Origin of the sequence: Paenibacillus sp. FSL H8-0548 (genome assembly GCF_038630985.1) — a bacterium.
Lineage (GTDB): Bacteria > Bacillota > Bacilli > Paenibacillales > Paenibacillaceae > Pristimantibacillus.
The window spans coordinates 2,363,876-2,388,415 of the sequence record NZ_CP152049.1; the positions used below are offsets into that span (position 1 = coordinate 2,363,876).

The following is a 24,540-nucleotide window of genomic DNA, read 5'->3' on the forward strand; positions in this document are numbered from 1 at the left end:
ACTATGAGCAATTTGAAATTAGGAACTGAAAAACATACATTCGATGAGCTTGAGACCAAATATCGAAACTTTATTGCTCCGGGCTTTAAGCTGCTTATTAATGATAAGGATGCAGTACGTGAAGGAATGGCGATCACTTCGCTATCGGTTGAAACCACAACCTCACAAGAATCGGATACGATCACCTTTACGATTGTTAATGCTTATAACTTGATTAGCAGAGACTTTCAATGGCTGGATCAGTTATTGGTGCTTGGAACTTCGATAGAGGTTCATATGGGCTATACCGATCGGATGACTCCTATGTTTTTTGGCTATATCACTTCTGTTAATGTAGAGTTTCTAAGGGGAGAAGCACCAAAATTAAAAGTAACAGGAATGGATTTATCTTTTAAAATGATGAGAGGCCGCAATGCGAAAACATGGTCTAACAAAAAAATATCCGATGTTGTAAAAGAGATTGGACAAAAATATGGAGCGAATAGCTTCGTAATCGATGCAACGACAAAGGTCATTCCAAGCTTTCCAAAAAAACCGGGAAATGACTATCAATTTCTGCAAGATTTAGCGCAAAGCTTAAATTATGAGTTTTATATTGTAGGCAAAACATTGTATTTTCGAAAGAAAAACGTAAATAAGACCCCGCTGATGACACTTTCATGGGGCAAGCATTTAATGCATTTTAATTTAGAACAGAACATAGCAGATCAGGTGACTAAAGTTACAGTGAAAAGCTGGGATGCAAAAAATCAACAGATTATCGAGGCATCCTCTACTTCTGTTAGTAAAATTGGTTCGAATTCAAAGACAGGCCCCGATTTGCTTAAACCATTAGGCGATTTCGAAGAATTTTTATATTTGAATGCAGAAGATACTCAAGATGCAAAAGAAAAGGCTGAAGCAGCGATGGACGAACGGGCAATGAGACTACTTTCTGGCGATGCGGAATGTCTGGGACTTCCTGAAGTTCGTGCTGGAAGATATATCAAGCTAGATGGACTCGGTAAACGTTTAAACCAGCCTTATTATATAAAAAGCGCCACTCATACGATTGACGAATCTGGTTATACAACCAGATTCAGGGTGCAGGGAAATGCGGTGTAGACATGAATGAAATGTTCGATTCACTTAATTCGATGAATGACCGATTGCTAGGGCTGGTTAATGGAGTATATATCGGGATTGTTACGGACAATAAGGACCCGGAAAATTTGGGACGCGTAAAGGTGAAAATACCGATCCTTGACGATAAGAACGCTCTCGATTGGGCACGAATGACAACCTTAATGGCTGGTGGTGGACGCGGTACTTTATTTTTGCCTGAGGTAGGCGATGAAGTGCTGGTTGCTTTTCAGATGGGGGATATTGGTGAACCGATCGTGATAGGCAGCTTGTGGAACAAGCAAGGACCACCTCCCTCTGGCAAAGATGAAAAAAATAATATTCGTAAAATCACGTCAAGAGCTGGACATGAAATGATGTTTGATGATACCGATGGGAACGGCAAGATTACGATGAAGACCAAAAAGGGGCAACAGCTGGAGATCTCGGAGAAGGACGATACGATAAAGCTGCAGGAGCAAAATGGACAAACGATCATTACGATAAAGGGCGGCTCCAGCAATGAAATAGAAGTGAAAAGTGGTACGACCAAAATTGTAATCAACAACAAGGGAGACGCCACAATTGAAAGCAGCAAAGCGATTAAGCTGAAATCTACTCAAATCGCAATTGAAGCATCCGCAACACTTGATCTTAAGGCATCAGCAGCATTAAACCTTAAATCCGATGGGCTAATTACGATAAAGGGCTCCATCGTTAAAATTAATTAATGAAGTAGATTCGGAGGGCTTGCTATGTCTAAGGAATTTTTGGGCCGTGGCTGGAAGTTTCCAATCGAAGTGGATGAGCTTACAGGTCGCATTAAGCATGCGCAATACGAGGAAGATATTGCAGAAGCCATCAAAATCATCATTTGGACGGCTAAGGGAGAACGAATTATGCGTCCAGAGTATGGCTGTGGAATTGATCGTTATTTGTTCGAAGGTAATGATGATACAACATTACGTTTGATCGAATCAGAAGTTGAAGAATCCATTCGCATGTGGGAATCTCGCGTGCATGAGGTAGAGGTTATAGTTGAACGTGATCAGACCAATGAACAGAAGCTGCTGATTCATGTACAGTATGAGGTTAGAACAACGAATAACCTATTCAATCAGGTTTATCCCTTCTATTTATACGAAGGATCAAATTAAACCATCGGAGAGAGATCAATGATTAACCAGAGCTCAGGAATGGAACCAAGAAACCAATCCCCAATAATTGATGATAGATCCCAAGCACAATTAATTGAAGAGATTAAGAAGATGGCACCCTATTATACCTCGGAGTGGCGGTTTCGGCCCGAGGAGCCAGATCCGGGTACAGCCCTTTCTTTGATGTTCACTCATTTGCTTGAGGGGAATATTAAGCGTCTAAATCAAGTGCCTTACAAGAGTTTTTTAGCTTTCTTGAACCATTTCAATGTTGAGCTTGCTCCAGCAAGACCTGCACTAGCCCAGATTACGTTTAAGCTAGTCGAAGGTACACCCGAGCCTGTCCTAGTGGAAAAAGGAATTCAGCTAGCGGCCGAAATAGTGGGAGAGACGGAGCCAATTCGGTTCGAGACGGCTCGTACGATTTTATTAACGACTGCAAATTTGCTGGAAGTATTAGCGATTAGTCCGAAGCGAGATCGAATTGTCATCCTTAGTGAGGATGGATCTTCGCTTACAGGCGATGGACAGGGCTATGCACTGTTTGGAGATGAAGGACAAAATTTGCAGGAGCATACCTTTTATATCCAGCATGATTTTCTGTTTTTAATTGAGCGTCCTGCTTTTCTCGAATTCACCTTTTTTCATGCACAGCATGAAGGGGCGGCCATAGAGACTGTGAAATGGCTATCAGACATTGAAAAGGTGCAATGGGAGTATTATAGCGACGGATCCTGGCATGCGTTCGATCGTGTGTATGGGCATGGTTCAGTCATTCGTCTGATAAAGCTTAACCATAAGCGCATGGACCCGTTTGAATATCACGATTCACTGGGGTATTGGATACGTTGCCTTGCGTTTACGTTAGCTGAGCAGTCGAGTGCTTCGGAGCTTGGCAAGATGCAATTCGAGCGTATGCTAATTAAGAGTGAATTTGCAGCAGCAACAGACGAAGATGGGATTATACCCGATCGATTGTATTTTAATGATATTCAATTGAATGCGGTAAATGGCTGCGAGCCGTTCGGTGATTTTTTCGCTCAATACGGCTTGTTCTATGTATCTAATAAAGAGGCCTTCTCGAAACGAGGCGCTCAGCTTAAGCTGAGCTTTGATGCCGAGTTTCTACAGCATCGTCTGTATCCGGATATGCCCAGAGCAATTAATTGGAAGCCTGTGATGAAGCGTGAGATAGTGGATAGGGTTGAAATCCCTGATGTAGTCACGATATCAAGCATTCAATGGGAATATTGGAATGGTCGTTCATGGGCAATGCTTCCCGTCGATTCAGAAGCAAGAAAACTGTTCGATAAACCATGGGATGGAATGGCTAAACGGGAGATAACGTTTGTATGTCCTGAGGATATCGAGGAAATTGTCGTCAATGCAGAGGAGAATTACTGGATTCGAGGACGAATCGTACAAATTAATAATGCGTATTCTCCAAATGCCATCTACTACGCGCCAGCGATACATCGGCTGCGCATCCGATACGGCTATGAGAAACCTTTATTTTCGCCTCAGAAGCTATTAACAATAAATAATTTGGATGTGAAGGATCGTACGAACGAAATCAAATCAGGCGGCATGCCTTTTCGGCCGTTCCTATCCCTTGGAGGCAATGCGCCTGCGGTATGGCTCGGATTTGATATTCCGCCTCAGCGTGGACCGATTAATTTATACGTATTATTGAAGCAGCGTCAGGTGACGGCAAAGGATGTTCCTTTTATCGAGTGGGAGTATTTAAAGAGTGTTGGGGGTTCATCCATCTGGGCACCGTTAGCAGTGGCTGATGATACGAATGGCTTTACTCGAAGCGGCGATATACAGTTTGTTGGTCCGCAGGATTTTGCACATGACCATTACTTTGGCAAAAAAAGATATTGGATTCGTGCGGTTAATCGCGATGGCCGCTATAATCTGGATACTGGATCCATGATTATGCCAAGGGTGCTGCATATGGCATTGAATACGACGTTAGCTGTTCAACAGCAGACGATTGTCCACGAGCTTCCTAGAAAAATGGAGTTTTATGATACAGCACAAGAAGAAACCTCAGAATATTATGTACTTGCGTCTACTCCCGTGCTTGAAGTGGAAGTGTGGGTCGATGAGACCGAGCATCTAACACTAAATGAAATTGGAATATTACAAGAAACAGGGATCAAATTGAATATTATGCAAGATTCAGAGCAAGAAATTCTTCGAGTATGGGTTTGTTATAGCGCTGTAGAGCAATTTTTGCGCTCAGGGCCTTCAGACCGTCATTATATGATCGATCATGCTACAGGTAGATTAAGCTTCGGCAATGGTAAATCAGGCAAATCGCTGCCTCGGACAGGTGTGGATCTTGTACGTGTGACCTATACTAGCGGCGGCGGAAAACGTGGGAATGTGCCTGCAGGAGCGATCAGCACGCTGCAAAGCTCCATCGCATTTATTGAAGGGGTTACCAATTTATATGCTGCTGCAGGTGGCTGTGATGCAGGCACGATGGAAGAAGCCATTGTCCGTGGTCCGAAACGTTTTACTCATCGCAATCGTGCTGTCATTGCAGAGGATTTTGAATGGCTGACACGTGAAGCACATCCTAATGTGGCCAAGGTCAAATGCTTGCCTAATCTGAATGTGAAGCTTGAGAAGGAAATAGGCACACTTTCTATAGTCGTGCTACCAAAATCAGGGATAGGGAATGGAGCTCATTTTCAAGAGCTTAAGCGCCAAGTCGAAGCAAGTCTGCTGGAGAAAACGGCCTCTAATATCGCCTTCTTTGGTAATTTGCAGGTTATGGAGCCCGCACTGCTTGAAATTGGTATACAGGCCACGGTATGGGTTAGAAACATGGATGATGTTGTACCTGTTGAACGTGAGCTAACACGCAAGTTAAATCGATTTTTGGATACATTAACCGGAAATACGGATGGAAAAGGCTGGAATATTGGTCAGATTGTTCATCATTCCATGTTCTACGCTCTTTTGAAATCAGTAGGCCCAGTCGTACATATTCCGCAATTATCATTAGATGTCTACAAGGTTGAGAATGGAGAACGGGTCGAGTGGAATCCAGAGAAGATAGTAGATTTACCACATAGTGTTGTCGTGCCTGGAGAGCATCGATTGCTAGTAGAGTTACACAAATAGAAGGGAGATGAAGAGCCATGTTACCTTTACCGAACCTAGACGACCGTAACTTCGAACAGCTTGTTCGTGAAGCGCGTGATCTTATTCCCGGAATATTTCCTGAATGGACCGATGAAAATGCGCATGATCCAGGGATTACTCTACTAGAGATGCTGGCTTGGCATATTGAAATGCAGCAGTTTCAATTGGATCGTTTAACGTTGAATCATGATCGCAAATTTCTGAAGCTGTTGGGTGAAACACCAAAGGACCGTGTGCCTGCTACAACTTCATTAAGTTTTTCGGGAGCATCGGAGCCTATTCTCATCCCATTTGGCACCTTATTGCGGGTGGGTGAGCTTCCTTTCGAAACGGTACGCGCTGTATCTGTGCTGCCGGATTCGGAGCAGCAGGTTTCATTATCTACATCTGCAGGGGATATCGTTGTTATTGATGATGATATGACCTCGGGTCGCGTTACGATCTTTCCATTTGGCGAGAATGGCGATGTCGGGGCGAGTATAGTCATTACTTTATGGAATGGGTTGCCGCATTCGATGCCCTTATCGCTATGGATTGAATTAGAAGAGCAAAATCCAGAGCATCGAATACCTGCTAGATATAAGCATTTTACTCCTTCGGGCAAGGTAGAATGGAGCTATTGGCAGGAGCAGGGAGGAGAAGAAAGCCCGGTAGGAAGCTGGATTCCAGTTATGCTTGAGCGTGATGAGACCTATGGTATGCATCAGAGTGGTCCTATCCTGTTCACCATTCCGCAAGGAGCAGTGCCGGTACGCCAAATCAGAGCGGTTCTTACAGCAGGAGAATATAATGATCCACCTCGGATTCGGCGACTCGTGTGGAATGAGGTATTTGCCAAACAAGGACAGAGCTTATGCATGACGGAATGCTTTGATGGAATAGAGGAAGTATCATCTGCCAGTCAAGCTGAAGCAGCTGCAACTCCACATATTGAGCTTGAACATGCGTTGTTTCAACAAGGAAGTCTTGCAGTTCAGTTCAAGCAAGCGGGCCCTGCGGGTGGTTGGAGCGATGTGCAGGAGTCTGATTATAAGGTAGAGCTTGCTGCTGATCGAGTGCTATTAACGTTTCCAGCTCATGTTAAGCTGCCAAGCGGTAAGCAAAGCATACGGGTGATTGCTTTATCACCGGGCTTTGAAGAACATATCTATCTGGGCACAGGGACAGGGATTTCTGGTCAGGAGCTTCTACTTCCTATTCAACAGCTGCTTCCTGACATGCTGCGAATACAGGTGGGCTGGCTGGCAGAGGATCAGAGTGCTATGGTCTGGTATGACTGGGAACGAGTCTGGGATTTCGATGAGTCGACCGCAGATAGCCATCATTATGTCATTGATGAGGCAGAGGGCGTTGTTCGCTTCTCAGATGGTGTTCATGGTGTGGCCCCGCCGTCTTCCCCCTGTCCCAATATTAGGATTATTAGTTACCGTACTGGAACAGGCGTTGCAGGCAATGTTAAAGAGAATACGATTCATGAGTTTGACTTTTTCAATTATCCTCTTCATGTGACGAACCTGTATCCAGCATATGGCGGCGCGGAGGCAGAAACACTGAATGAAGCGATGCATCGAGCGAAGCTCAGCATCATAGATCCGAAGTGCGGGATCACAGCTGAGGATATCGAGAAGCGAGTAAAGGAAATACCAGGACTTCGTATTGTAAGGGTCAAAGCGATACCTGGATATAACACTACAACCAAGAACTATCCCAAGGAACGAGCCTTTGGACATATTTCATTAGTGATTGTGCCTTATAGCCGAAAGCCCTTGCCGCGCCCAAGTATAGGCATGATCCAAACCATACGGACACATCTTGAGCCTTATCGCCTGCTCACAACCACTCTTCACGTTATTCCGCCAGAATATATTCGAGTAACAGTGAGAGCGATCATTGTCGTCCACCCTCGCTATGAGGGAAGAGAGGATGATGTTAGGCAGATGCTGAGCAAGTGGCTGCAGCCTTATGGCGATGATGCAAGCACGGGATGGGAGTTTGGCAAATCGATTTACAAAAGTGATGTTTATGATATCGTCCACCGTGTTCCGGGTGTGCAATATATACAAGATGTATGGCTTAGGGCAGAAGGTAGAAATGTGAATCACGAAGAAGGTGGAGATATTCGAATTCCGCCAAATGGACTTGCCATCTCGGGCGACCACGATATTGAATTCATCATTTCGAATGGATAGGAGGTTAATGAGATATGAGTGATCCTAAATTTTTCTCATTTCGCAAGCCTCCCGACTGGAGACGAGGCACTTCCTATCAGCTTGAAGGCATGAAGGATGGATTAACCATTGTACGAGAAAAAGTATATCGTCATTTGAATCGTTTCGAGCTCACTCATCCACAAATGACTGGTGAGCTTATCGACACTGTGGTCGATTCTAATGGAAGATGGTTTATGCTGGATAACGCAGGGATGATTTGGCGAACGGACTTAGCTAGTACGCATGTGGAGGATATTATACAGCTTGAAAGCAGTGATGAGAATCACCCTTCATTAATAACTATTACTGGCGATGCAGTAGTTGTCATTCATGAAGGACTTAGCAGTGTTATTCAGGCGATGTCACTAGATCGAGCGCAAATCAGGTGGTCAACAAAGGATTGGTACGGTGAGAGCTTCCATGCGAAAGCAGTCATTGCAGATAACGATAATGGATTGCTTGTTATAGGTACAATTGGGCAAGAGCATGAGCTGCAGCTGCTCAGGTTTGACCACGCAGGACTTCCGACGGTACGTATACCGCTGCCCTTATTAGGGGATGGAATGGAACTAGCTGATGAAGAGAATGTGGATGATCATCATCGCTACCAATTGACACTTGGGAGCCAGCAGCAGTGCTGGCTGCTCGATAAAAAGACTCAGCGAATCATGATTTTACATTTGTTGACGAACACGGTCACACCATTCTCGTTGCAAATAGACCCATTAGTGGAGGAACTGGTTTCCTTATGCTACAGCGGTTCGGATACGTTCTGGGGCTTGCTTCGTATCCGTGAGGGGTATTCACTAATTGCAGTGCTGCCAAGCGGCGAGATTGTGAAACGCGGCTTCGCAAGCGGCGCAAGCGGGAATGTATTGTTTCCTGGCAAGCAGTGTCTTTACATCTGGAATTCGGAACAGCGCAGCGTATTCAAGATCGAGCCTATTTCTGAAACTGCCATATGGAAAACATTTGGTTCACGAATGGGTGTATGGCTTAGCGATGGCTTGGATAGCGGTGTATATGAGATGGAATGGCATAAGCTGGTGCTTGCAGCCGAGCAGCAGAATGATACTCAGATCAATATCCGATATTATGCCTCGGATCAACGCGAGATTTTTGTTGATCAGGATCATGTCGATCTCGACGAGTACGTTGCGAGCGAAGAAATTCCTACAGAGACGAAGCTTACGGCCTTATCTCATTTATGGTCTAAGCCGCTCAAGGATCCACAGGATGCACTGTTGATTCAAGCAAAAGGTCGGTTTTTATGGTTATTTATCGAATTAATTGGTTCAGCACAGCATGCCCCGGTCATTCAAAGCTTGGAGCTCCATTTTCCAAGAAGCTCGTATCTAGAATACCTTCCGTCTATTTATCAGCGGGATGAGCGCTCGAAGGATTTCTTAGCTCGGTATTTGAGTATCTTCCAGACCATGCTTGAGGATACCGATCATAAGATTGGGCAGGTAACACGTACACTTGAAGCCAATAATGCTTCAGGGTCATCGTTGCGTTGGCTGCTCGGCTGGCTTGGCATTAACGCAGAGGATTATTGGTCTGAGGAGCAATTAAGACAGCTGCTGAAGGCAGCGCCAACCTTATACAATTTACGTGGTACGAAATATGCGATGGAGACGCTGATTTCGATTTATACAGGTGAGAAGCCAATCATTCTGGAGTATGAGCAGGTAAAGCCGCTCAAGGAAAACCCTGAACTCGGTGAAGTAGCCGATCGCCTGTATGCAGCAGATCCTCATGTATTTAATGTACTTGTGAAGGCCGAGCATGCGGATACAGAAATGAGACGAGTGACGCTGCAGCAGCTGATTGAAGCTTATAAACCCGTTTTTGCTACGTGTAAGTTGATTATTTTACAGCCTTGGGTATACATGGACCTGCACTCCTATCTCGGTATGAATACGGTATTGTCTGAGCCAACCTTGCTTAATTTGGACGGTCGATCATCGATGCCGCATCATACGATTACCATCGATGTAGGACAAGATAATCGGATTGACCAGCATACGAGACTAGGCTTGGATTCTCGTTTGGAATAGTGAGTAAAGGGAGGAAATTTGGATGAATAGATCGAGGTATATCCCATTTGAACGCAATCGGTACTTTTATGGGAAGCTATTAACGGTTAGAGATTTTATGTCAGAGCAGACTTATTTCTCTGATAAACGCCGGTTAACGAATCGTTTGTTGTTCGGAAGCGGTGTTATTGCCGGTTTGCAAGTCGTTGCGGTTGATGATAAATCCATTTCGATCGAAACGGGAGCGGCACTTGACCAAATGGGTCGTGAGATCATCGTGCCTTCACCACTTACCGTTAAGCTCTCCAACGTTGATGGCTTTATGAACAATGATTATGCCAAAAATGTATACCTATGTCTGGAGTATAATGAAAAAGGCAAAGAGCCGGTACATACAGTAGCTGGAGCCTTAGGCGGCAGTGAGGATGTTAGTGAGCATAATCGTATTTTGGAAAGCTATCGCTTGTTCGTTCGTGAGCACCCCCCCGCACCTGCAATGCAGGAATATGATTATTTAATCGAGGATACATCAATTTGGTACGATGATGGCCAAGTACGCGTGCTGCAGAGCGTGCCGCGCTATATTGAACCGGGCCAAAGCTTCGAGCTGAAGCTTAGCATTGAGAAGACGCTTCAGACTCCTCATATTTCGTTTGAATATGAACTGGAATTGCTGCATGCAGAATCGGTAGAGGAAGACGAAAAGCTCATTTTCTCTGAGCCTACGGACGGTGGAGCTACGAGCTATACGAAACGAATCCGGTTGCGGGCGCTGCCGCTAGCTGCGGGAGAATCTAAACAAAATGCCTCTATTGCAGCTAAAGCGGGAACGGCGAGACTTGTTATTGGCGATAAGTTGATCTATGAACTATCACATATTAAGCAAACGGTTGAAGTAAGTGAAGAGCCTGCACAGGAACGGATTTTAGACACCTTTTATTCACGCTCCCTGGATCGTGCGATTGAAACTCCTGTTGAACCATGCTTGTATCTTGCAAAGATCAATCTGCTGCAAATGGGTGCAAGCTATGTCATTGATAGTGTAGAATCGCTGCCTTTCAACGATTACGTCATAAATCCTACTATGCTGTATAAGCTGCTATCGGCTACAGAGAAAGAAGATATGAGCCGTAAGATTGATGCGAAAAATACAGAAGTGAAAGAACCCGTTCTCGTCCCTGTTTCTCCATTTCCGGATATTAAGCAGGAGTTTAGATCATTACTTGATCACGAGGCTCCGCTAACGCCAGAGCAGCAGGTAACAGCGGGAATTACGGAAATTTCGATTGTCCCGCAGCAGCCGAAGAAGTGGTATCAACGTCGTCAGAAAAACTTCTACTCTGAAGAAATTGAGCATGGTTTAGGCAGCGACGCAGCCGTTTTCTTAACCGCAGGCATTTCCGATGAGCAGGAATCTTCCGATATTCCGGTTCCAGAGATGTGGAAACGCAGCAATGCTATTTATTCAGGAGCGCAGGATGTTTTCGCTGGCAGTGAGTTTACTTCGAATTATCCTAATATTTCAATTGGCTTCATACAGTATTCGAAGAAGGGCACCTTCCGGATCGGTATACGAGTTAATCAAAAAACAGAGCGTATACGTATTCGCATACGCTGGTGGGCAGTGAAGGCACTTGGCGACAGCGCAGCTGGTCAGCATGCGTTAGATGAGCTTGAAACGGGAGTAAACAGTGCGGCATCCACTATAGCATAGGGTATAAAAAAACAAGGACGGGAGCTATCCCGTCCTTGTAATTATTGCTGATTGTACCTCGTTATTCTGATTCACAGTAAGGGTATAAACATAATTATTCCATGTGTAGATGCGATCTAACCCACTGTTTAATTTTTTAATGCTTGCAGGTTCAGTTGAGAGTTGTTCTTCTAGCTGCAGGAATAGTGTATCTAAAACTTTACCGCTATTCATATGAATTTCTGTTAGCTCGGCGTCCTCAGAGCTGGTGTCTTCCATTCTGGCAACAAACATCAATCCTAGTTCCTGATAACGCAGCTTTAATGTGCCGCTTCGTGGAATGGCTTCTAAATCAGGCGCAGTATCCTCTACAGTTGCTTCATTCAAGGAACTATCTCCTGTACTGCTATCTTCTAAACTAGCCTCTTCCAATGCTTCGGCTTCGCTATCTGCCATATCAAAAAAGACTTCTGGTAAAGGGTCTAAAATTAGCTCCGTACCGGATGGTTTGCCTAGGAGCTCCTCACGTCCTATTGAGGATAATTCCATATAAGAGGCGAAATCGAGCTTGCCCGACTTGAAATAACCAATATAAATTGGCTGAGTGCCATCCTTAAACCAGGTGCCAAGACCATTTAATAATCCACGAACGAAGAAGCCTTTGTATTCAAGTAATCCCTCAGCATTGTAACGCTCGCCATTTCCGTGGTATTCACTGCTTAAAAAGCCGCCACTGTAAATCATATTGCCGTTTACGTCAAACAGAATGCCTGTCCCATGATAACGATCCGATAAGAACTCGCCTTTATACTTCACGCTGCCAGATTCAAAATATTCAGTTCCTGCTCCCGAACGCTTGCCGTTACTGTATTCACCTTCGTATTCGATAAAGTTATTTTTAAATAGCTTCTTGCCCATACCGTTGTAGTTTCCGGCAAGAAATTGTCCTTGATAGATAATAATATTGGTACCATTATATAGCGTGCCTTCTCCGGCATAAACGCCATTGGCAAAGCCACCTTCATAGATGAGCTCCTCATTGTCAGAAAATAAGCGTCCTTGTCCATGAGAAACACCAGTTTTGAAGCCGCCTTGATATTGTATTTTGCCATTCGGATAATAAAGATTGCCTTCTCCTTCGTAAACTTTACCAGCTAAAGCACCGGTGTACTTCAGCGTGCCATCCGATTGATATTGACTTCCTTGAATGAGTACGCCTTGCAAAAAAGTACCTTGCTCAAGCAGTGTGCCATCCTCAGTGTATAGCTTGCCAGCTCCATCGTATTTGCCATCGACAAAGGCGCCTTCATACAGCAGTGTTCCTTCCTTGCTGAACAGTTTGCCGTTACCCGCGTATTGCCCACCGACAAAGTCGCCTTCATACAATAAAACTCCAACTGCTTGATAGAGCTTTCCTTTCCCCTCATACACGCCGCCCACTAAATCCCCTTCATAGAGCAAAACCTTATTTTCATCAAGCAGCTTTGCCGCCCCAGAGTAGCTTGGAGCAGTTCCATTTGTACTAACGGAAATAGCAGGTTTGCGGTTAAATAGCTTATTTATGAATTTAGGAGGGCGAATGAATATAAAGAAATAACAAATGAGCAGGACTAAGATGATGATCACAATGAGTTTTTTCGAAACATAATAATTTCCGATTGGAATATAGCTCGCTTTAGTGATTTCTTTTTGGCCTAAAATATCTTTGAACTTTTTCTTCAACCACTTTGCAAGGAGCTTTGGCCAGTTTTTTGCCTTTTTGAGAGGCATTAATATTTTACGTTGAATTGGTGCAATAAAAGGTTTGACGATTTTCTCTATCAAGAAACACGACTCCTTTGTAGGATCATTGATTCTGGCTGCAGCTCCCAAAATATAGAACTATTAGCAGCAGACTATGGGACCTGTATGGTCATCTGACCTGGATTAGCAACTTGAATAACGCCGCCCCAATTGCATAAGCATTTGGAAGCATTATTCAGGGCGGGCATATTCGCAACCATAACAGTAGGAGAGCCAGGAACCCATGGAGCAGACGTAACTGGTATGCAAGGCATAGGGGTCAATGCACCAAATGCAGCTGCTGTAGCTGCTGCAACCATAGGGTTAGCCATTGAATTACACATGCCAAATGGAAGAATATTTGCAAGAGGCTTGTTATCCATAATATTAGCAATGGGCATAGCGGTCATTACTCGGTTCACAGGCAGCACCATTAATACACTCGGTGCAGCCCCGAAGCTGCATTGTAGATTCGCGCCTGCACAGACAATTTGTCCGATTTTAATCACCCTTCGTTCACGATTTGATTTAATTCTACTATTCTTGCTAAAATACGGCAATAAATATCTCGCGTTAAGACACAAGACGACATTTTTATAGTAAAATATATGATGATATAGAAAATCCATATATTTCTTAATAGGAATGAAACCCGTGAGTCGAATGGAGAGATTATGTTGAGAACGAAGCTTATTATGTTGTTTAGCTTGATCCTGGTTGCTGTAATTCTATTGGTCGCCATGAGAGATTCATGGACATTACAGCCTTTTAAGATAGAAGAACCTTACTCCAATATCTCTCGCATAACGACAGATAGTGACGGGTCACTATATACCATTACAGATTCCAAGAAGGTTATCCATAAAGTGAATAAAGATGGGAAGATGGTTTATTCCTACTCCAGCAGCAACAATACCCAATCTGATACGGTTCAGCTATTCAATTCCATCGCAGCGGATACGCAGGGTAATGCATACGCTTTGATTACAGTCCTAGATTCCTATGGTTTAAAAGTATCGGGAGAGCAAATTGTGCGAATTTCTGCCGATGGTTCGAAGTCTCGAATTCTTTATTATGTAGACTATGAAGAACAGGATCAATTGCTTCGTGTTGGTAAATTGCAATCATTATCCATTGAAGACAATGAGCTGTATTTTTTTCGGAAAGAAGAGGGTTCAGCTACTTTATTAAAGCTTATGCTTGATGAGAGCGTAACTGCGACGCCTGAAACGATAACAACAGTTGAACTGCCAAAGGACCGCTATTTAAATGAATTAACCGGAAATCGGGAATCACAATTTTATTTCACTTCGAAGAGAGGGACTTTGTCCGCGGTAACAAGTGGTGAGATCGTTAAGCTGTATCCTCTTTCGAGGGATGGTCAGTTTAATTTTCCAGTAGGAATTGTCACCTCGGATGATGTTAATCTTTATTTTATTGATTATCATGATAGCGCGATTAAGAGATTGAATACCGCTGCTGTAGGGAATCCGGTTGAAGCGGTATTGACGCTTGATGCGCTTAATGAATTCTCACCTGAAGTGGAATGGTCTGATTTTACCCATATTTCAATCGGCAATGGTCATATCATGGTTTCGAGCTCTGATCGGGTGATTCAGCTTAACAGTAATGGTGCCATTGTGGATGTACAAGATTCCTATCGTTATTCCTATCTAGTCATCGGACAACGAATCGGTTATTGGCTTCTTTTGCTGCTCCTCGCAGTGGTGGTTGTTTATACGATACGTTTTGTCTATGTGAATGTAATGAAGCGCAAGGTGTTCTTATTATTGAAGCAATTAGCAGTTATACTGCCTGTTGTTCTTATTTCAATGGTGGGATTATCCTATTCCGTATACTCCTCATTCGCCATAGAAATGAAGGATGATACCTATAAACAGCTGAGACTGCTTGCTGGAAACGGAAAATATTTGGTAGATGGCGATTACCTGGAAAAACTAAACTCTCCGCTGGATTATAATAGCGAGGATTACAACACGATTAAACAGCGAGTAAATGAGGTATTCTCTCGTGCAGGTGCTGATCGTGATGGCTTGTATAATACCATTTATCGCTATATTGACGGTGGGCTCTATATTGTCATGGATGATGACGATAGTGTAACGATGTTTCAGCCTTTTGAGATCAATGACGAGAACCGTCTAGTGCTTGAGCAAGGTGAAATCATAATGGGAGAATGGGAAGATTCTGGTGGAGAATGGATGTATGCGCTAGGTCCGCTCTATAATTCGAACGGCGATATTATCGGGATCTACGAGACTGGTAAAGATATGATTGGATTAAACCAAAGCACGATGAAAATTTTATATGAGGTTCTCCAAATATTCGCATTTATTGGTATCGTGCTTTTAATGGTTATTACAATCATGACGGCATATCTCTTGTCCTCCATACGTACGCTTCGTTCCAATGTGAATCTCATTGCAAGCGGTGAATGGGATGTCAAGGTAGAGATTCGAACACGTGATGAGGTTGAGGAGCTAGGCGAACGCTTCAATATGATGGCAAGCTCGATTAAACAATATATTAATGAAGTGACAAAGCTAAGCAACTCCTACTTCCGCTTCGTCCCACAGCAATTTCTTAAGGTGTTGGGGAAAACGAATATGACACAAATTAAGCTTGGTGAGCAGCAGAATCGCAGAATGACGATCATGGTATGTAATATGCGTCAGTTCAATGAATTTTCTGCAAAATTAAGTACAGAGCAGAATTTTAAGTTTATCAATTCCTTCCTTAAGCAGTTTGGTCCGATCATACGTGAACATGCCGGTTTTACTAGTCGATACCTAGGCCCAGGAATGCTGACCATGTTCCCGAATGAGACCAGTGCGGCACTCAAAGCGGCGCTTCAACTGCGCTTGACGTTGGAATCCTATAATGCAGAGCGAGTAAGGAACCAGGAAGAACCGATCGATATTGGCATAGCCATTCATTCCGGTGATGTGATGCTTGGTATTATAGGTGAAGAACAGAGGATGGAGGGCAGTGTAGTATCGAATCATGTAGAGTTAACACTGGATCTGGAGAAGACTTCAGCTAAATTAGGTGTGACGGTTCTATTGACAGAGGATACGATGCAGGCACTTAACCCTGACAAGTTAGGGCAATACCGTAGACTAGGCGTCCTTCAAATTGATGAGGAGCATGACCCTATTGAGCTGTACGATTGGTACGAGGCTGATCCTGAGCATATCCGCAGGCTTAAGCATGAGACAAAGAAGCAATTTGAAGCAGCTGTAGAAGCTTATCGAGCGGGAAGATTTTATGATGCGAGAGAAGGCTTTGTTGCTGTAGTGAAGAAAAATCGTTATGATCTTGCTGCTAAGCTTTACTTTTTTGAATGTGATCATTATTTTCAAAAAGGTGTCACGTCAGAATGGAACCATTCACTTCGCATTTCCTAGTTTTCAGTGAAAGAGGGGGAGCCTATGCTTCAAGTTGGGAAGGAACATGTAGGACATGCTTATGCTGAAATTAAGCCTGTAACGAGCGGCACTGAAGCTGGCAGGGTGTCGGATTTCTTACTTAGTGAGCATTGTTTCGATGATCAGCGTTTTACGCCTGGGGAGACGGAGCAGCTTAGATGGCTGCCGATAAGGAGTATGCAGGAGCAGCATGTGTTTTGCTGGTACGAGGAAGATGAAGGGCAGATTATTTCTGCCATTATTTTTGTAGAAAATGAGCATCGGAGCGGCGGTTATCGGCTTGAATACTTCGGTGTACATCGTTCCTACCGCCACCGCAAGCTGGGATGGAAGCTAATGGATGCGTTGATCCAGTTCTGTGAATCGAGAAGCGGCAGATATCTAGAGACGTTCACCTGTGATTTGCCTGAATATGAAAGTGCACGGAAAATGTTCGATCGCAACGGCTTTAAGTTCATGTGCCATTTGCCTGATTACTACTATCCGGGTGAAGGCAAGCTGCTCTATATGAAGCTGCTGGATGGCTCCGTTATACAGGGGATAAATTAAAGGACACCTTTCCTTTGCGACTAAGGCGGTTAGAGTGCTTCATATAGATAAGAATTAGAATACCGTATCATAAGATAAGAGCCTCTTTAAAGCGAAAAAATGCGCTTGTGGAGGCTCTTTTGAATGTGTACGTGCACTTCTAGGCCTTTACCTACATACACTTAAGAACAGACTTCAATGTTCGCCCAGATCGATAAGCCTTGCGAGGAATTACGATCTGAGGCAATACAACGCGGGGGTGTACGGTAAATGCCTGGATTATTCTCAGCGATAGCGCTTTTTATTAAACAGCTTTCACTTCTTGTCTCTTATGTCAAAAATAATGCTTTTCCTCAACCGCTTCAGGAGGAGGAAGAAGCAAAGCATCTGCAATTAATGGCAGAAGGTAATCAGCGTTCCCGTAACCTGCTCATTGAGCACAATCTGCGTTTGGTGGCCCACATAGTGAAAAAATTCGACAATACAGGGGAAGATCTCGAGGACTTAATTAGCATTGGGACAATTGGCTTGATTAAGGCAATCGAGAGCTTCCAAACGGGGAAAGGCACGAAGCTCGCGACGTTCGCGGCTCGCTGTATTGAGAATGAAATACTTATGCATCTGCGCTCTTTGAAGAAGACGCGCAAGGATGTATCGCTGCATGATCCGATTGGTACGGATAAGGAAGGCAATGAGATTACGTTGATCGATATCCTCGGTACTGAGGCTGATGATATCGTGGATAAGGTGCAGCTGAAGATTGAGAAGAGCAAAATATACAAAAATTTGGATATACTCGATGACCGCGAGAAGGAAGTTGTCATTGGTCGCTTCGGGCTGGAGCATGGTGGGGATGAGCGGACGCAGCGGGAGATTGCGAAGGAGCTTGGGATCTCACGGAGCTATGTTTCGCGGATTGAGAAGAGGGCGCTTATGAAGCTTTATCATGAGTTTTATAAGGCGAAGCGGTGAATAGATTGCTTTACAGGCTGTTCTTTTAGAGCAGTCTGTTTTGTGTTTGAACGCTAATACTGGTTGTGTCTTTTTAAGACACGATCTGTGATATACTGCAATTATAAGATTGCTAATCATAAATTTTGAATAGCCGGAGGGAAGTTGTGAAGCGCATACAGGATCTACAAAAACTCATAAAGTTAACGGGAGATCGTGCTAAGTTAGATGCTAAGGCTAATGGTACCTACGTTATCTACAAAACAAAAGATGGGCAGTTTATGAAAGAACACAGCAATGGAAATATTGAACAGATTGAGAAACAGGAAAATGATCATGAGTGAACCAACTGCAGAAATGTTCGTATTTGCTGGTAATAATGGTAGCGGGAAGAGTACAATTCGCAATCTAATTATCGATAGGCTTGGAATTAGTGTCAATATTGATCCTGATTCATTGACACGCCGTATTGATAACGAAAATCCTGAAAGACATAGGGTGTCGGCAGGTAAAGAAGCTATCAAGTTGGTTAGGGAGTGTATAAAAAACAAACGAGATTTTTCAATAGAAACGACTTTAGCAGGTGTGATTGTATTGGAAGCTGATTTCAACCATAGTGTAATAAAATATATGGCTGAGACTATTCCTAATTGGGTGAAAACAATAGAGCAGCAATTACATAATGAAATAGATAATGATGAATGAACCAATCGATGTGATATCACAAAGGTTGGTTCATTTTTAATATAATGAATAATGGTTGAAATAACATTAGGTTGTGTCGGCTCGTTGTATTGAGAATGAAATACTTATACATCTGCGCTCTTTGAAGAAGACGCGGAAGGATGTTTTTCTACATGATCCGATTGGCACGGATAAGGAAGGCAATGAGATTACGTTGATCGATATCCTCGGTATTGAGGCTGATGATATCGTGAATAAGGTGCAGCTGAAGATTGAGAAGTCGAAAATATATAAGAATTTGGATATACTTGATGACCAGGAGAAGGAAGTTGTCATTGGCCGCTTCGGGCTGGAGCATGGCGGGGATGAGCGGACGCAGCGGGAGATTGCGAAGGAGCTTGGGATTAGCCGGAGCTACGTGTCGCTGGTGGGAAATTAGCATTTAAGAGCCACATGACGTTGGCCCGAACAGATGGACACGAAGAAAACCTCTATAATAAATCATGGAGAGGTTCATATGGGACAACGGAAGAAATTCGACAAAGCTTCGTAAGCAACTCGCAGATCTTAAGGAAGAAAACGACATTCTAAATAAGGCGGCAGCCTACTTTGCGAAAAATCTGAAGTAAACATGTTCAAGTTAATCTATGAACAGCACTTCGAATTTCGGGTTGCAAAGATGTTCCAGGCTCTCCATGTTTCACGAAGCATAATATCCTATATCATCGGATGAAACATATTTTCCACCGAGCAATTGCAAGACTGCCGCAAATCTAAGATCATCAATCGTCGTTACGCCTGCTGATCAGCCTTGCTGTCTCCAGTAAAGAACGTGTATATGGATGACGATCTTTGGAATGTAAAGTCTCTGAGTTAAACAGCTCAACCATTCTCCCATTCTTCATAACCATAATCTGATCACACAAACTGGTTACTAAGGAAAGGTCATGTGTGATAAACACCAGCGAGAGTTTCTGCTCCTCTCGGAGCTTCTGAAGTAACTTAATGATTTTATGCTGATGAATAACATCCAGATTGGAAACAATTTCATCGCAAACGAGAAGCTTAGGCTTTAGTATAAGAGCTTTGGCAATGCAAGCCCGCTGGTACTGGCCACCGCTGAGCTGGTTCGGCAGTGAGGTAAGCAGCAGTGAGGGCAAACCTACCAAATCGGCATATTCTGCTGCCAGTTGCTTCCTATCTGACTTCCCTAGTTTTGTGAAATATCGAAGCGGCTCCTCTATGCTTTGCATTATCGTCATACGCGGATCCAGCGAAGCAGCTGTATTCTGAAATACAAGCTGAATTTGCCTGTACCAGGCCTTGAAATCTGAGGTTTTGTGCTGAGGTGCAACTACCCCATCAAAGGAAATCGAACCCGAAGTCGGACGTGCAAGCGCCATGATCATCTTAGCAAGCGTAGACTTCCCGCTTCCACTCTCTCCAACGACTGCCAGCGAACGACCAATTGGTAGGCGAATCTCCAATTTATCCAATATGATTTTTTCACCGACTGATTTGGATAGTTGATTAATCTCGAGCATAGTAGCCAACCTCTTCCCCTAATCAATATTAAATTTATCACGATAATACCAGAGTTCTCTTGTGTATGGATGCTTCGGCTGCTTTAGCACGTCACTCACAGTGCCATATTCAACGATCTCTCCCTGATGCATAATAGCGATTGAATCCGCCAAATAATTCGCAATATTCAAGTCGTGCGTGATGAACAGCATACTCATCTTCCGTTCTTTCACAATTTCATTCAATAGCGCTAAAATTTCCGCCTGCGTCATCACATCCAGCGCACTCGTTGGTTCATCTGCTATGAGGAGCTCCGGCTCAAGTAACAATGCCATTGCAATCATTACGCGCTGACTCATACCGCCGCTCAACTCAGATGGATAACTGCACATCATGGCATCGATACGTGGAAGTGATACTCTGGCAAGCATTGCTTTAGCCTTGTGCTCTGCCTCAGCTCTCGTCAAAGGCAAATGACTTCTCACCAAATCAATCAGTTGCCTGCCAATTGGAATAGCAGGATGAAGTGATTGCTCCGGATGTTGGTTAATTACCCCTATTCGTTTACCCCTCACCCTCTGCCAACCACGGCGGCTGATACTCATTAAATCCAAACCTTGAAAAATCATTTCTCCCGTTATTGTCATCGAACTCGGCAACATACCGAGCATCGCTTTGCTTGTCAAAGTTTTCCCGCTCCCGCTTTCTCCTATTAAACAAAGTGTCTTACCTTCATGCAGTATAAAGGAACTATCTTTGACCAAGTACTGGCCGTTACTTTTTTTTATGGTAAGTTTCTTAATTTGGGCAGTTATGTTCATATGCTCATCACCTATTTTAGCTTGTATCGGCTGCGCAGCTTCTCCCCGCAAATTTGGAATGCACAAGCCGTCATAAATACCATTAAACCTGGAAAAAAACCCATCCATGGGGCAATTTGCAAATAGCGTTTACCATCGAGCAGCATAACTCCCCATTCTGGCGATGGAGGCTGCGCTCCAATTCCGAGAAAGGACAAGCCTGACAATGTTAGAATGACTCTACTGACATCGAGGATAGAAAGTGTAAGCACCTGCGGCATAATATTGGGTAAAATATGACGAACCATATGAGGCATCCCAAAAGAACCGCTCACTCGACTTGCGAGCATATAAGGTTCTTTCTTCACATCATGAACGAGTCCCCGTATAATTCGTACGTATCTCGCCCACCATGAGAGCAATATGGCCAGATATACGTTCTCCATCCCAAAACCGAGAAATCCAATAATAACAATGGTCAAAAGGATATTGGGTACTGCAACAAATATATCGGTTACACTCATCAAAAGCATATCTAAACGCCCACCGTAATGGCCGCTTAATGTACCTAGTATGAGGCTAATGAGCACGACTAGTATGAGGACAATAAATGCCGGAAACACAGAGTGCTTGATACCCGCCAACACTCTGCTATATATATCACGACCTAAATAATCTGTTCCGAACAAATGCTGAAGGCTCGGTGTTTGTAGCTTGGACTCATAGTCCGGTTGAAAGGGATCATAAGGCTGCAGCCATGGCGCAAGAATCCCAGCCGCAACCAACAAAACAATGACAGCCAAAGCCACAGTAAAAAGCTTATTATTCCATGCGAAGGCTATCAATTTTCCCACCTCTGCTTTTCAAGATGAATACGTGGATCAGCCATATAATAACTAATATCCGTGACGAAATTCAGAATAAATATAGTAGCAGCTAATAACAGACTACATCCTTGAATAACTGGGTAATCACGATTATATATCGTATCCAGCATATACTTACCAATCCCAGGAAAACTGAAGACACTCTCAATAATAATAGTTGCGCCAAAAAAACTGGGAAAGCTCGTCCCTACAATTGTTAGCACAGGGACTAGCATCGAGCGAAACAAATAAGAAGGATATAGAATTCTCCGCTTGATACCACGTGAGATGGCTGCCTCCAGGTAGGGTGCTTTTTTGTATTCCACTGTAAAAGAGCGAATCATTCGAATAAAGTAGACGCTTTGAACCATACTGATCGCTGCTACGGGCAACACGTAATGACTTACGGAGCCACCGCCGATAATCGGGAATAATGGCCATATTACTCCAAATGAGAGCATAAGTAATATGGCAAGCCAGTAAAGTGGGACTGACAAACCCAGTACCGTAACTCCATATAAAATACGATCGATCAAGCTTTTCTCCCGTAAACCAGCCAACAATCCCAATGGTACCGATATGAGAAAGGTCAATGTGAAAGAACTGATCAGAAGCAATAGTGTCATGCTTATACGCGAACCAATTTCTTCTACTACTGGTTTGTTTGTTATATAAGAGTTACCCAAATTTCCCTTAGCGAGTTCCATTAACCATGAAACATACTGCATGAAAAAAGACTGATCCAAACCCCATTTGTGCTGATAGAATGCAATCATATTTTCGTCAGGTGTTGCGCCGAAACCCTGCAGCATTAATGCTGCAGGATCACCCGGTGCCATATGCATAAGTGTAAATACAAACATGGTTAACAAGAACAGAGTAAAGGCTAGCATCCCCAGTCGTCCTATAAGATAATAAAACATTTCTAGTCCTCAATGGACAATAGATGCCATTTAACAGGATTATCCTCGATCGAACCAAATGTGAACCCTTTAATTTTGCTACTATGGATGAAGGTCTGTTTTGTATAATAGATAGGTACGGTCATTGCTTCTTCACTAAGCCTATTGAAAATGAAGTCAAAAATCGGTTGTTGCTCCGTTGATTTGGTATATCCGGCTATCGTATCCAAATAATCAGTTAAAATCTCATCCTGATATGCAACTCCAGGAGTCTCTTGTGTATGATAGAACAAGGATGTCAAGAAACGATAAGGAAGTTGAGCATCCGTGTAGGTACGATATAACAGAAGATCATACTCCTTGTTCGTCCATAGCGCGTCATAGTATGAAGCACGCTCTTGGTTTAAAATATCAACCTGTACGCCAATGTTCTTCATTTGGTTCTGGAAGATCTCCGCCATTTCCTTCCACTCCGGGTATTCCTCCGTTTGAATAACGAGTCTCAGTGAAATTGGTTTGCCATCTTTTTCGTATAACTTGCTACTATCATTCCAACGAAAGCCTGATGTTTCTATAGCTTGCTTTGCCTGATCAACGCTATAAACATAAGCGGGTTGGTTGTCCTTTGTAACGAAAGAAACCGTGCTTTGGAACAAACCTGCAACACTAGCGCCTTTACCACTCATCATCTTACTCGTATCGGTGCCGTAGTTCAGCGCTTTCCTAATGTTTTTATCCGCTAAAAACTCGTTTTTCTGATTAATAATCATAAAATATGACATCGTACTAGCATGATTTTCAATTTGGAATTTATTGTTGTTCTCGAATAAGGACAGGTTTTCATAAGGAATGCTGCCTGTCTCACCACCTGCGATATCAATTTCACCGTTCTGAAGCGCTAGTACACGAGCCTGCGGATCCGTTATCACTTTGAATACAAGTTGATACTTCGATGCCGGCTCTTTCCAATAGTGTACATTAGCTGCAAGTATTGTCTCCGCGGCTTCCTTGTAGCTTTCTAGTTGCCATGGCCCTGTACCAATAGGCTTCACAAATTCACCATTAATATCTCCTGCTGGCGTTACAGCATTCGGGCTCATAATCCGTAGTGGTCTTGCTTGGCTAAGCTCAAGCAGGGTTTGTGACGCAATTTCTTTAAACGTAAGCACCACTGTTCTCGCATCCGGCGTTTCTACTTTGTCTAGCTTCCTGCTGATTTCAAGTGAAGCCGTTTCCTCGTTGGCAACCGTACGCTGAATAGAGAACTTCACCGCTTCCGAGGTGAGAGGACTGCCATCGGAGAATAACACGCCTTCTCGCAAGTGAAACGTATATGTCTTGCCATCATCAGAAACTTCCCACTTCTCGGCAAGACTTGGTTTAATTTCCCCTTCGCCGAATTCTACCAAAGCATCATAAATTGCGGTTTGAACAGCTCTTGCTCCATTATAGGTAGTAGCGTCTAGCTTATCCCCTTTTAGATCCTGAGTAATCGCTACAGTAATCCGTGTCACCGGTTGTTCCTTTTCCACAGACGCTGTCTCTGTCCCCGCAGAGCATGAGGAAAGAACAAGCACTACGCTCATTGCCACAAACAGTAAACCAGTAAATCGTTTAAACATGATTCATCCTCCTGATGTAAAAATAATAATTATATTCGGCTAGCTTGACTTAAGCAGCTAACTGAGTTTT

18 protein-coding genes and 2 pseudogenes are annotated in these 24,540 nt (G+C 43.6%); 13 read left to right on the forward strand and 7 right to left on the reverse strand.

The features are described 5' to 3' along the window. Nucleotides 1-3 precede the first annotated feature (3 nt). Genes MHI37_RS09975 through MHI37_RS10005 form a run of 7 tightly spaced genes read left to right on the forward strand, consistent with a single transcriptional unit; the run spans nucleotide 4 to nucleotide 11,383 of the window. Nucleotides 4-1,104 (forward strand): contractile injection system protein, VgrG/Pvc8 family, encoded by a 1,101-nt coding sequence (locus tag MHI37_RS09975; protein WP_076339607.1) that lies wholly within the window; start codon nucleotides 4-6, stop codon nucleotides 1,102-1,104. A 2-nt stretch (nucleotides 1,105-1,106) separates the two neighbouring features. Next, nucleotides 1,107-1,832: a phage baseplate assembly protein V gene (locus MHI37_RS09980; protein ID WP_076339606.1), complete on the forward strand. Its 726-nt coding sequence runs from the start codon at nucleotides 1,107-1,109 to the stop codon at nucleotides 1,830-1,832. Nucleotides 1,833-1,856: 24 nt separating this feature from the next. Then, nucleotides 1,857-2,258 (forward strand): GPW/gp25 family protein, encoded by a 402-nt coding sequence (locus tag MHI37_RS09985; RefSeq protein ID WP_076339605.1) that lies wholly within the window; start codon nucleotides 1,857-1,859, stop codon nucleotides 2,256-2,258. A gap of 18 nt (nucleotides 2,259-2,276) precedes the next feature. Beyond that, on the forward strand, nucleotides 2,277-5,399 hold the full coding sequence (locus tag MHI37_RS09990) for a baseplate J/gp47 family protein (protein WP_076339604.1): 3,123 nt from the start codon (nucleotides 2,277-2,279) through the stop codon (nucleotides 5,397-5,399). A 17-nt stretch (nucleotides 5,400-5,416) separates the two neighbouring features. Then, the gene (locus tag MHI37_RS09995; RefSeq protein ID WP_076339603.1) at nucleotides 5,417-7,609 is read left to right on the forward strand and encodes a putative baseplate assembly protein; all 2,193 of its coding nucleotides are present in this window, start codon (nucleotides 5,417-5,419) and stop codon (nucleotides 7,607-7,609) included. Between the two features lie 14 nt (nucleotides 7,610-7,623). Beyond that, entirely contained in the window at nucleotides 7,624-9,690 is a 2,067-nt protein-coding gene (locus tag MHI37_RS10000; protein WP_076339602.1) for a phage tail protein, read from the forward strand. Between the two features lie 22 nt (nucleotides 9,691-9,712). After that, a complete protein-coding gene (locus MHI37_RS10005; RefSeq protein WP_076339601.1) occupies nucleotides 9,713-11,383 on the forward strand; it encodes a hypothetical protein in 1,671 nt (556 codons plus the stop codon). Nucleotides 11,384-11,407: 24 nt separating this feature from the next. On the opposite strand, the gene MHI37_RS10010 is transcribed toward MHI37_RS10005, so the two are convergent. Together MHI37_RS10010 and MHI37_RS10015 are read right to left on the reverse strand one after the other, a co-directional pair. Next, nucleotides 11,408-13,186 carry a hypothetical protein gene (locus tag MHI37_RS10010; protein ID WP_076339600.1) on the reverse strand — a complete coding sequence of 593 codons (1,779 nt, stop codon included), beginning with the start codon at nucleotides 13,184-13,186 and terminating at the stop codon, nucleotides 11,408-11,410. Nucleotides 13,187-13,257: 71 nt separating this feature from the next. Beyond that, nucleotides 13,258-13,653, reverse strand: coding sequence for a DUF4280 domain-containing protein (locus MHI37_RS10015; RefSeq protein ID WP_256710702.1), 396 nt, complete (start codon nucleotides 13,651-13,653; stop codon nucleotides 13,258-13,260). Nucleotides 13,654-13,818: 165 nt separating this feature from the next. Here MHI37_RS10015 and MHI37_RS10020 point away from each other — a divergent pair, with 165 nt between their 5' ends. The 6 genes and pseudogenes from MHI37_RS10020 to MHI37_RS10045 form a co-directional block, all read left to right on the forward strand. After that, nucleotides 13,819-16,572 (forward strand): adenylate/guanylate cyclase domain-containing protein, encoded by a 2,754-nt coding sequence (locus MHI37_RS10020; RefSeq protein WP_076339599.1) that lies wholly within the window; start codon nucleotides 13,819-13,821, stop codon nucleotides 16,570-16,572. 24 nt (nucleotides 16,573-16,596) lie between these two features. After that, nucleotides 16,597-17,142: a GNAT family N-acetyltransferase gene (locus MHI37_RS10025; RefSeq protein ID WP_076339598.1), complete on the forward strand. Its 546-nt coding sequence runs from the start codon at nucleotides 16,597-16,599 to the stop codon at nucleotides 17,140-17,142. A gap of 249 nt (nucleotides 17,143-17,391) precedes the next feature. Next, on the forward strand, nucleotides 17,392-18,093 hold the full coding sequence (gene sigK, locus MHI37_RS10030; protein WP_076339597.1) for an RNA polymerase sporulation sigma factor SigK: 702 nt from the start codon (nucleotides 17,392-17,394) through the stop codon (nucleotides 18,091-18,093). A gap of 146 nt (nucleotides 18,094-18,239) precedes the next feature. After that, nucleotides 18,240-18,416 carry a hypothetical protein gene (locus MHI37_RS10035; RefSeq protein ID WP_179090322.1) on the forward strand — a complete coding sequence of 59 codons (177 nt, stop codon included), beginning with the start codon at nucleotides 18,240-18,242 and terminating at the stop codon, nucleotides 18,414-18,416. Continuing rightward, a pseudogene (locus MHI37_RS10040) lies at nucleotides 18,409-18,657 on the forward strand (zeta toxin family protein); the annotation flags it as partial. The gene MHI37_RS10035 and the pseudogene MHI37_RS10040, both read left to right, overlap by 8 nt. 196 nt (nucleotides 18,658-18,853) lie before the next feature. Beyond that, nucleotides 18,854-19,195 (forward strand): annotated as a pseudogene (locus MHI37_RS10045) (sigma factor-like helix-turn-helix DNA-binding protein); the annotation flags it as partial. 343 nt (nucleotides 19,196-19,538) lie between these two features. Here MHI37_RS10045 and MHI37_RS10050 read toward each other — a convergent pair. The 5 genes from MHI37_RS10050 to MHI37_RS10070 are packed head-to-tail and all read right to left on the reverse strand — an operon-like array spanning nucleotide 19,539 to nucleotide 24,470. Then, complete coding sequence (locus MHI37_RS10050; RefSeq protein WP_076339595.1) at nucleotides 19,539-20,300, reverse strand: ATP-binding cassette domain-containing protein; 762 nt, start codon at nucleotides 20,298-20,300, stop codon at nucleotides 19,539-19,541. A gap of 18 nt (nucleotides 20,301-20,318) precedes the next feature. Next, nucleotides 20,319-21,101: an ABC transporter ATP-binding protein gene (locus MHI37_RS10055; RefSeq protein ID WP_076339594.1), complete on the reverse strand. Its 783-nt coding sequence runs from the start codon at nucleotides 21,099-21,101 to the stop codon at nucleotides 20,319-20,321. Between the two features lie 11 nt (nucleotides 21,102-21,112). Further along, nucleotides 21,113-21,925, reverse strand: coding sequence for an ABC transporter permease subunit (locus tag MHI37_RS10060; RefSeq protein ID WP_179090321.1), 813 nt, complete (start codon nucleotides 21,923-21,925; stop codon nucleotides 21,113-21,115). Then, complete coding sequence (locus tag MHI37_RS10065; RefSeq protein ID WP_076339592.1) at nucleotides 21,922-22,869, reverse strand: ABC transporter permease; 948 nt, start codon at nucleotides 22,867-22,869, stop codon at nucleotides 21,922-21,924. Before MHI37_RS10065 ends, MHI37_RS10060 begins: the two co-directional genes overlap by 4 nt. A 2-nt stretch (nucleotides 22,870-22,871) precedes the next feature. Continuing rightward, nucleotides 22,872-24,470: an ABC transporter substrate-binding protein gene (locus tag MHI37_RS10070; RefSeq protein ID WP_076339591.1), complete on the reverse strand. Its 1,599-nt coding sequence runs from the start codon at nucleotides 24,468-24,470 to the stop codon at nucleotides 22,872-22,874. Between the last annotated feature and the right edge of the window lie 70 nt (nucleotides 24,471-24,540).

Bases quoted from the DNA above. Each gene is read 5' to 3' on its own strand.
- MHI37_RS10050 (WP_076339595.1), bottom strand. From the start codon at position 20,300: ATGCTCGAGATTAATCAACTATCCAAATCAGTCGGTGAAAAAATCATA.
- MHI37_RS10065 (WP_076339592.1), bottom strand. From the start codon at position 22,869: ATGTTTTATTATCTTATAGGACGACTGGGGATGCTAGCCTTTACTCTG.
- MHI37_RS09990 (WP_076339604.1), top strand. From the start codon at position 2,277: ATGATTAACCAGAGCTCAGGAATGGAACCAAGAAACCAATCCCCAATA.
- MHI37_RS10055 (WP_076339594.1), bottom strand. From the start codon at position 21,101: ATGAACATAACTGCCCAAATTAAGAAACTTACCATAAAAAAAAGTAAC.
- MHI37_RS10025 (WP_076339598.1), top strand. From the start codon at position 16,597: ATGCTTCAAGTTGGGAAGGAACATGTAGGACATGCTTATGCTGAAATT.
- MHI37_RS09995 (WP_076339603.1), top strand. From the start codon at position 5,417: ATGTTACCTTTACCGAACCTAGACGACCGTAACTTCGAACAGCTTGTT.
- MHI37_RS09985 (WP_076339605.1), top strand. From the start codon at position 1,857: ATGTCTAAGGAATTTTTGGGCCGTGGCTGGAAGTTTCCAATCGAAGTG.
- sigK (WP_076339597.1), top strand. From the start codon at position 17,392: ATGCCTGGATTATTCTCAGCGATAGCGCTTTTTATTAAACAGCTTTCA.
- MHI37_RS10070 (WP_076339591.1), bottom strand. From the start codon at position 24,470: ATGTTTAAACGATTTACTGGTTTACTGTTTGTGGCAATGAGCGTAGTG.
- MHI37_RS10000 (WP_076339602.1), top strand. From the start codon at position 7,624: ATGAGTGATCCTAAATTTTTCTCATTTCGCAAGCCTCCCGACTGGAGA.
- MHI37_RS09975 (WP_076339607.1), top strand. From the start codon at position 4: ATGAGCAATTTGAAATTAGGAACTGAAAAACATACATTCGATGAGCTT.
- MHI37_RS10020 (WP_076339599.1), top strand. From the start codon at position 13,819: ATGTTGAGAACGAAGCTTATTATGTTGTTTAGCTTGATCCTGGTTGCT.
- MHI37_RS09980 (WP_076339606.1), top strand. From the start codon at position 1,107: ATGAATGAAATGTTCGATTCACTTAATTCGATGAATGACCGATTGCTA.
- MHI37_RS10005 (WP_076339601.1), top strand. From the start codon at position 9,713: ATGAATAGATCGAGGTATATCCCATTTGAACGCAATCGGTACTTTTAT.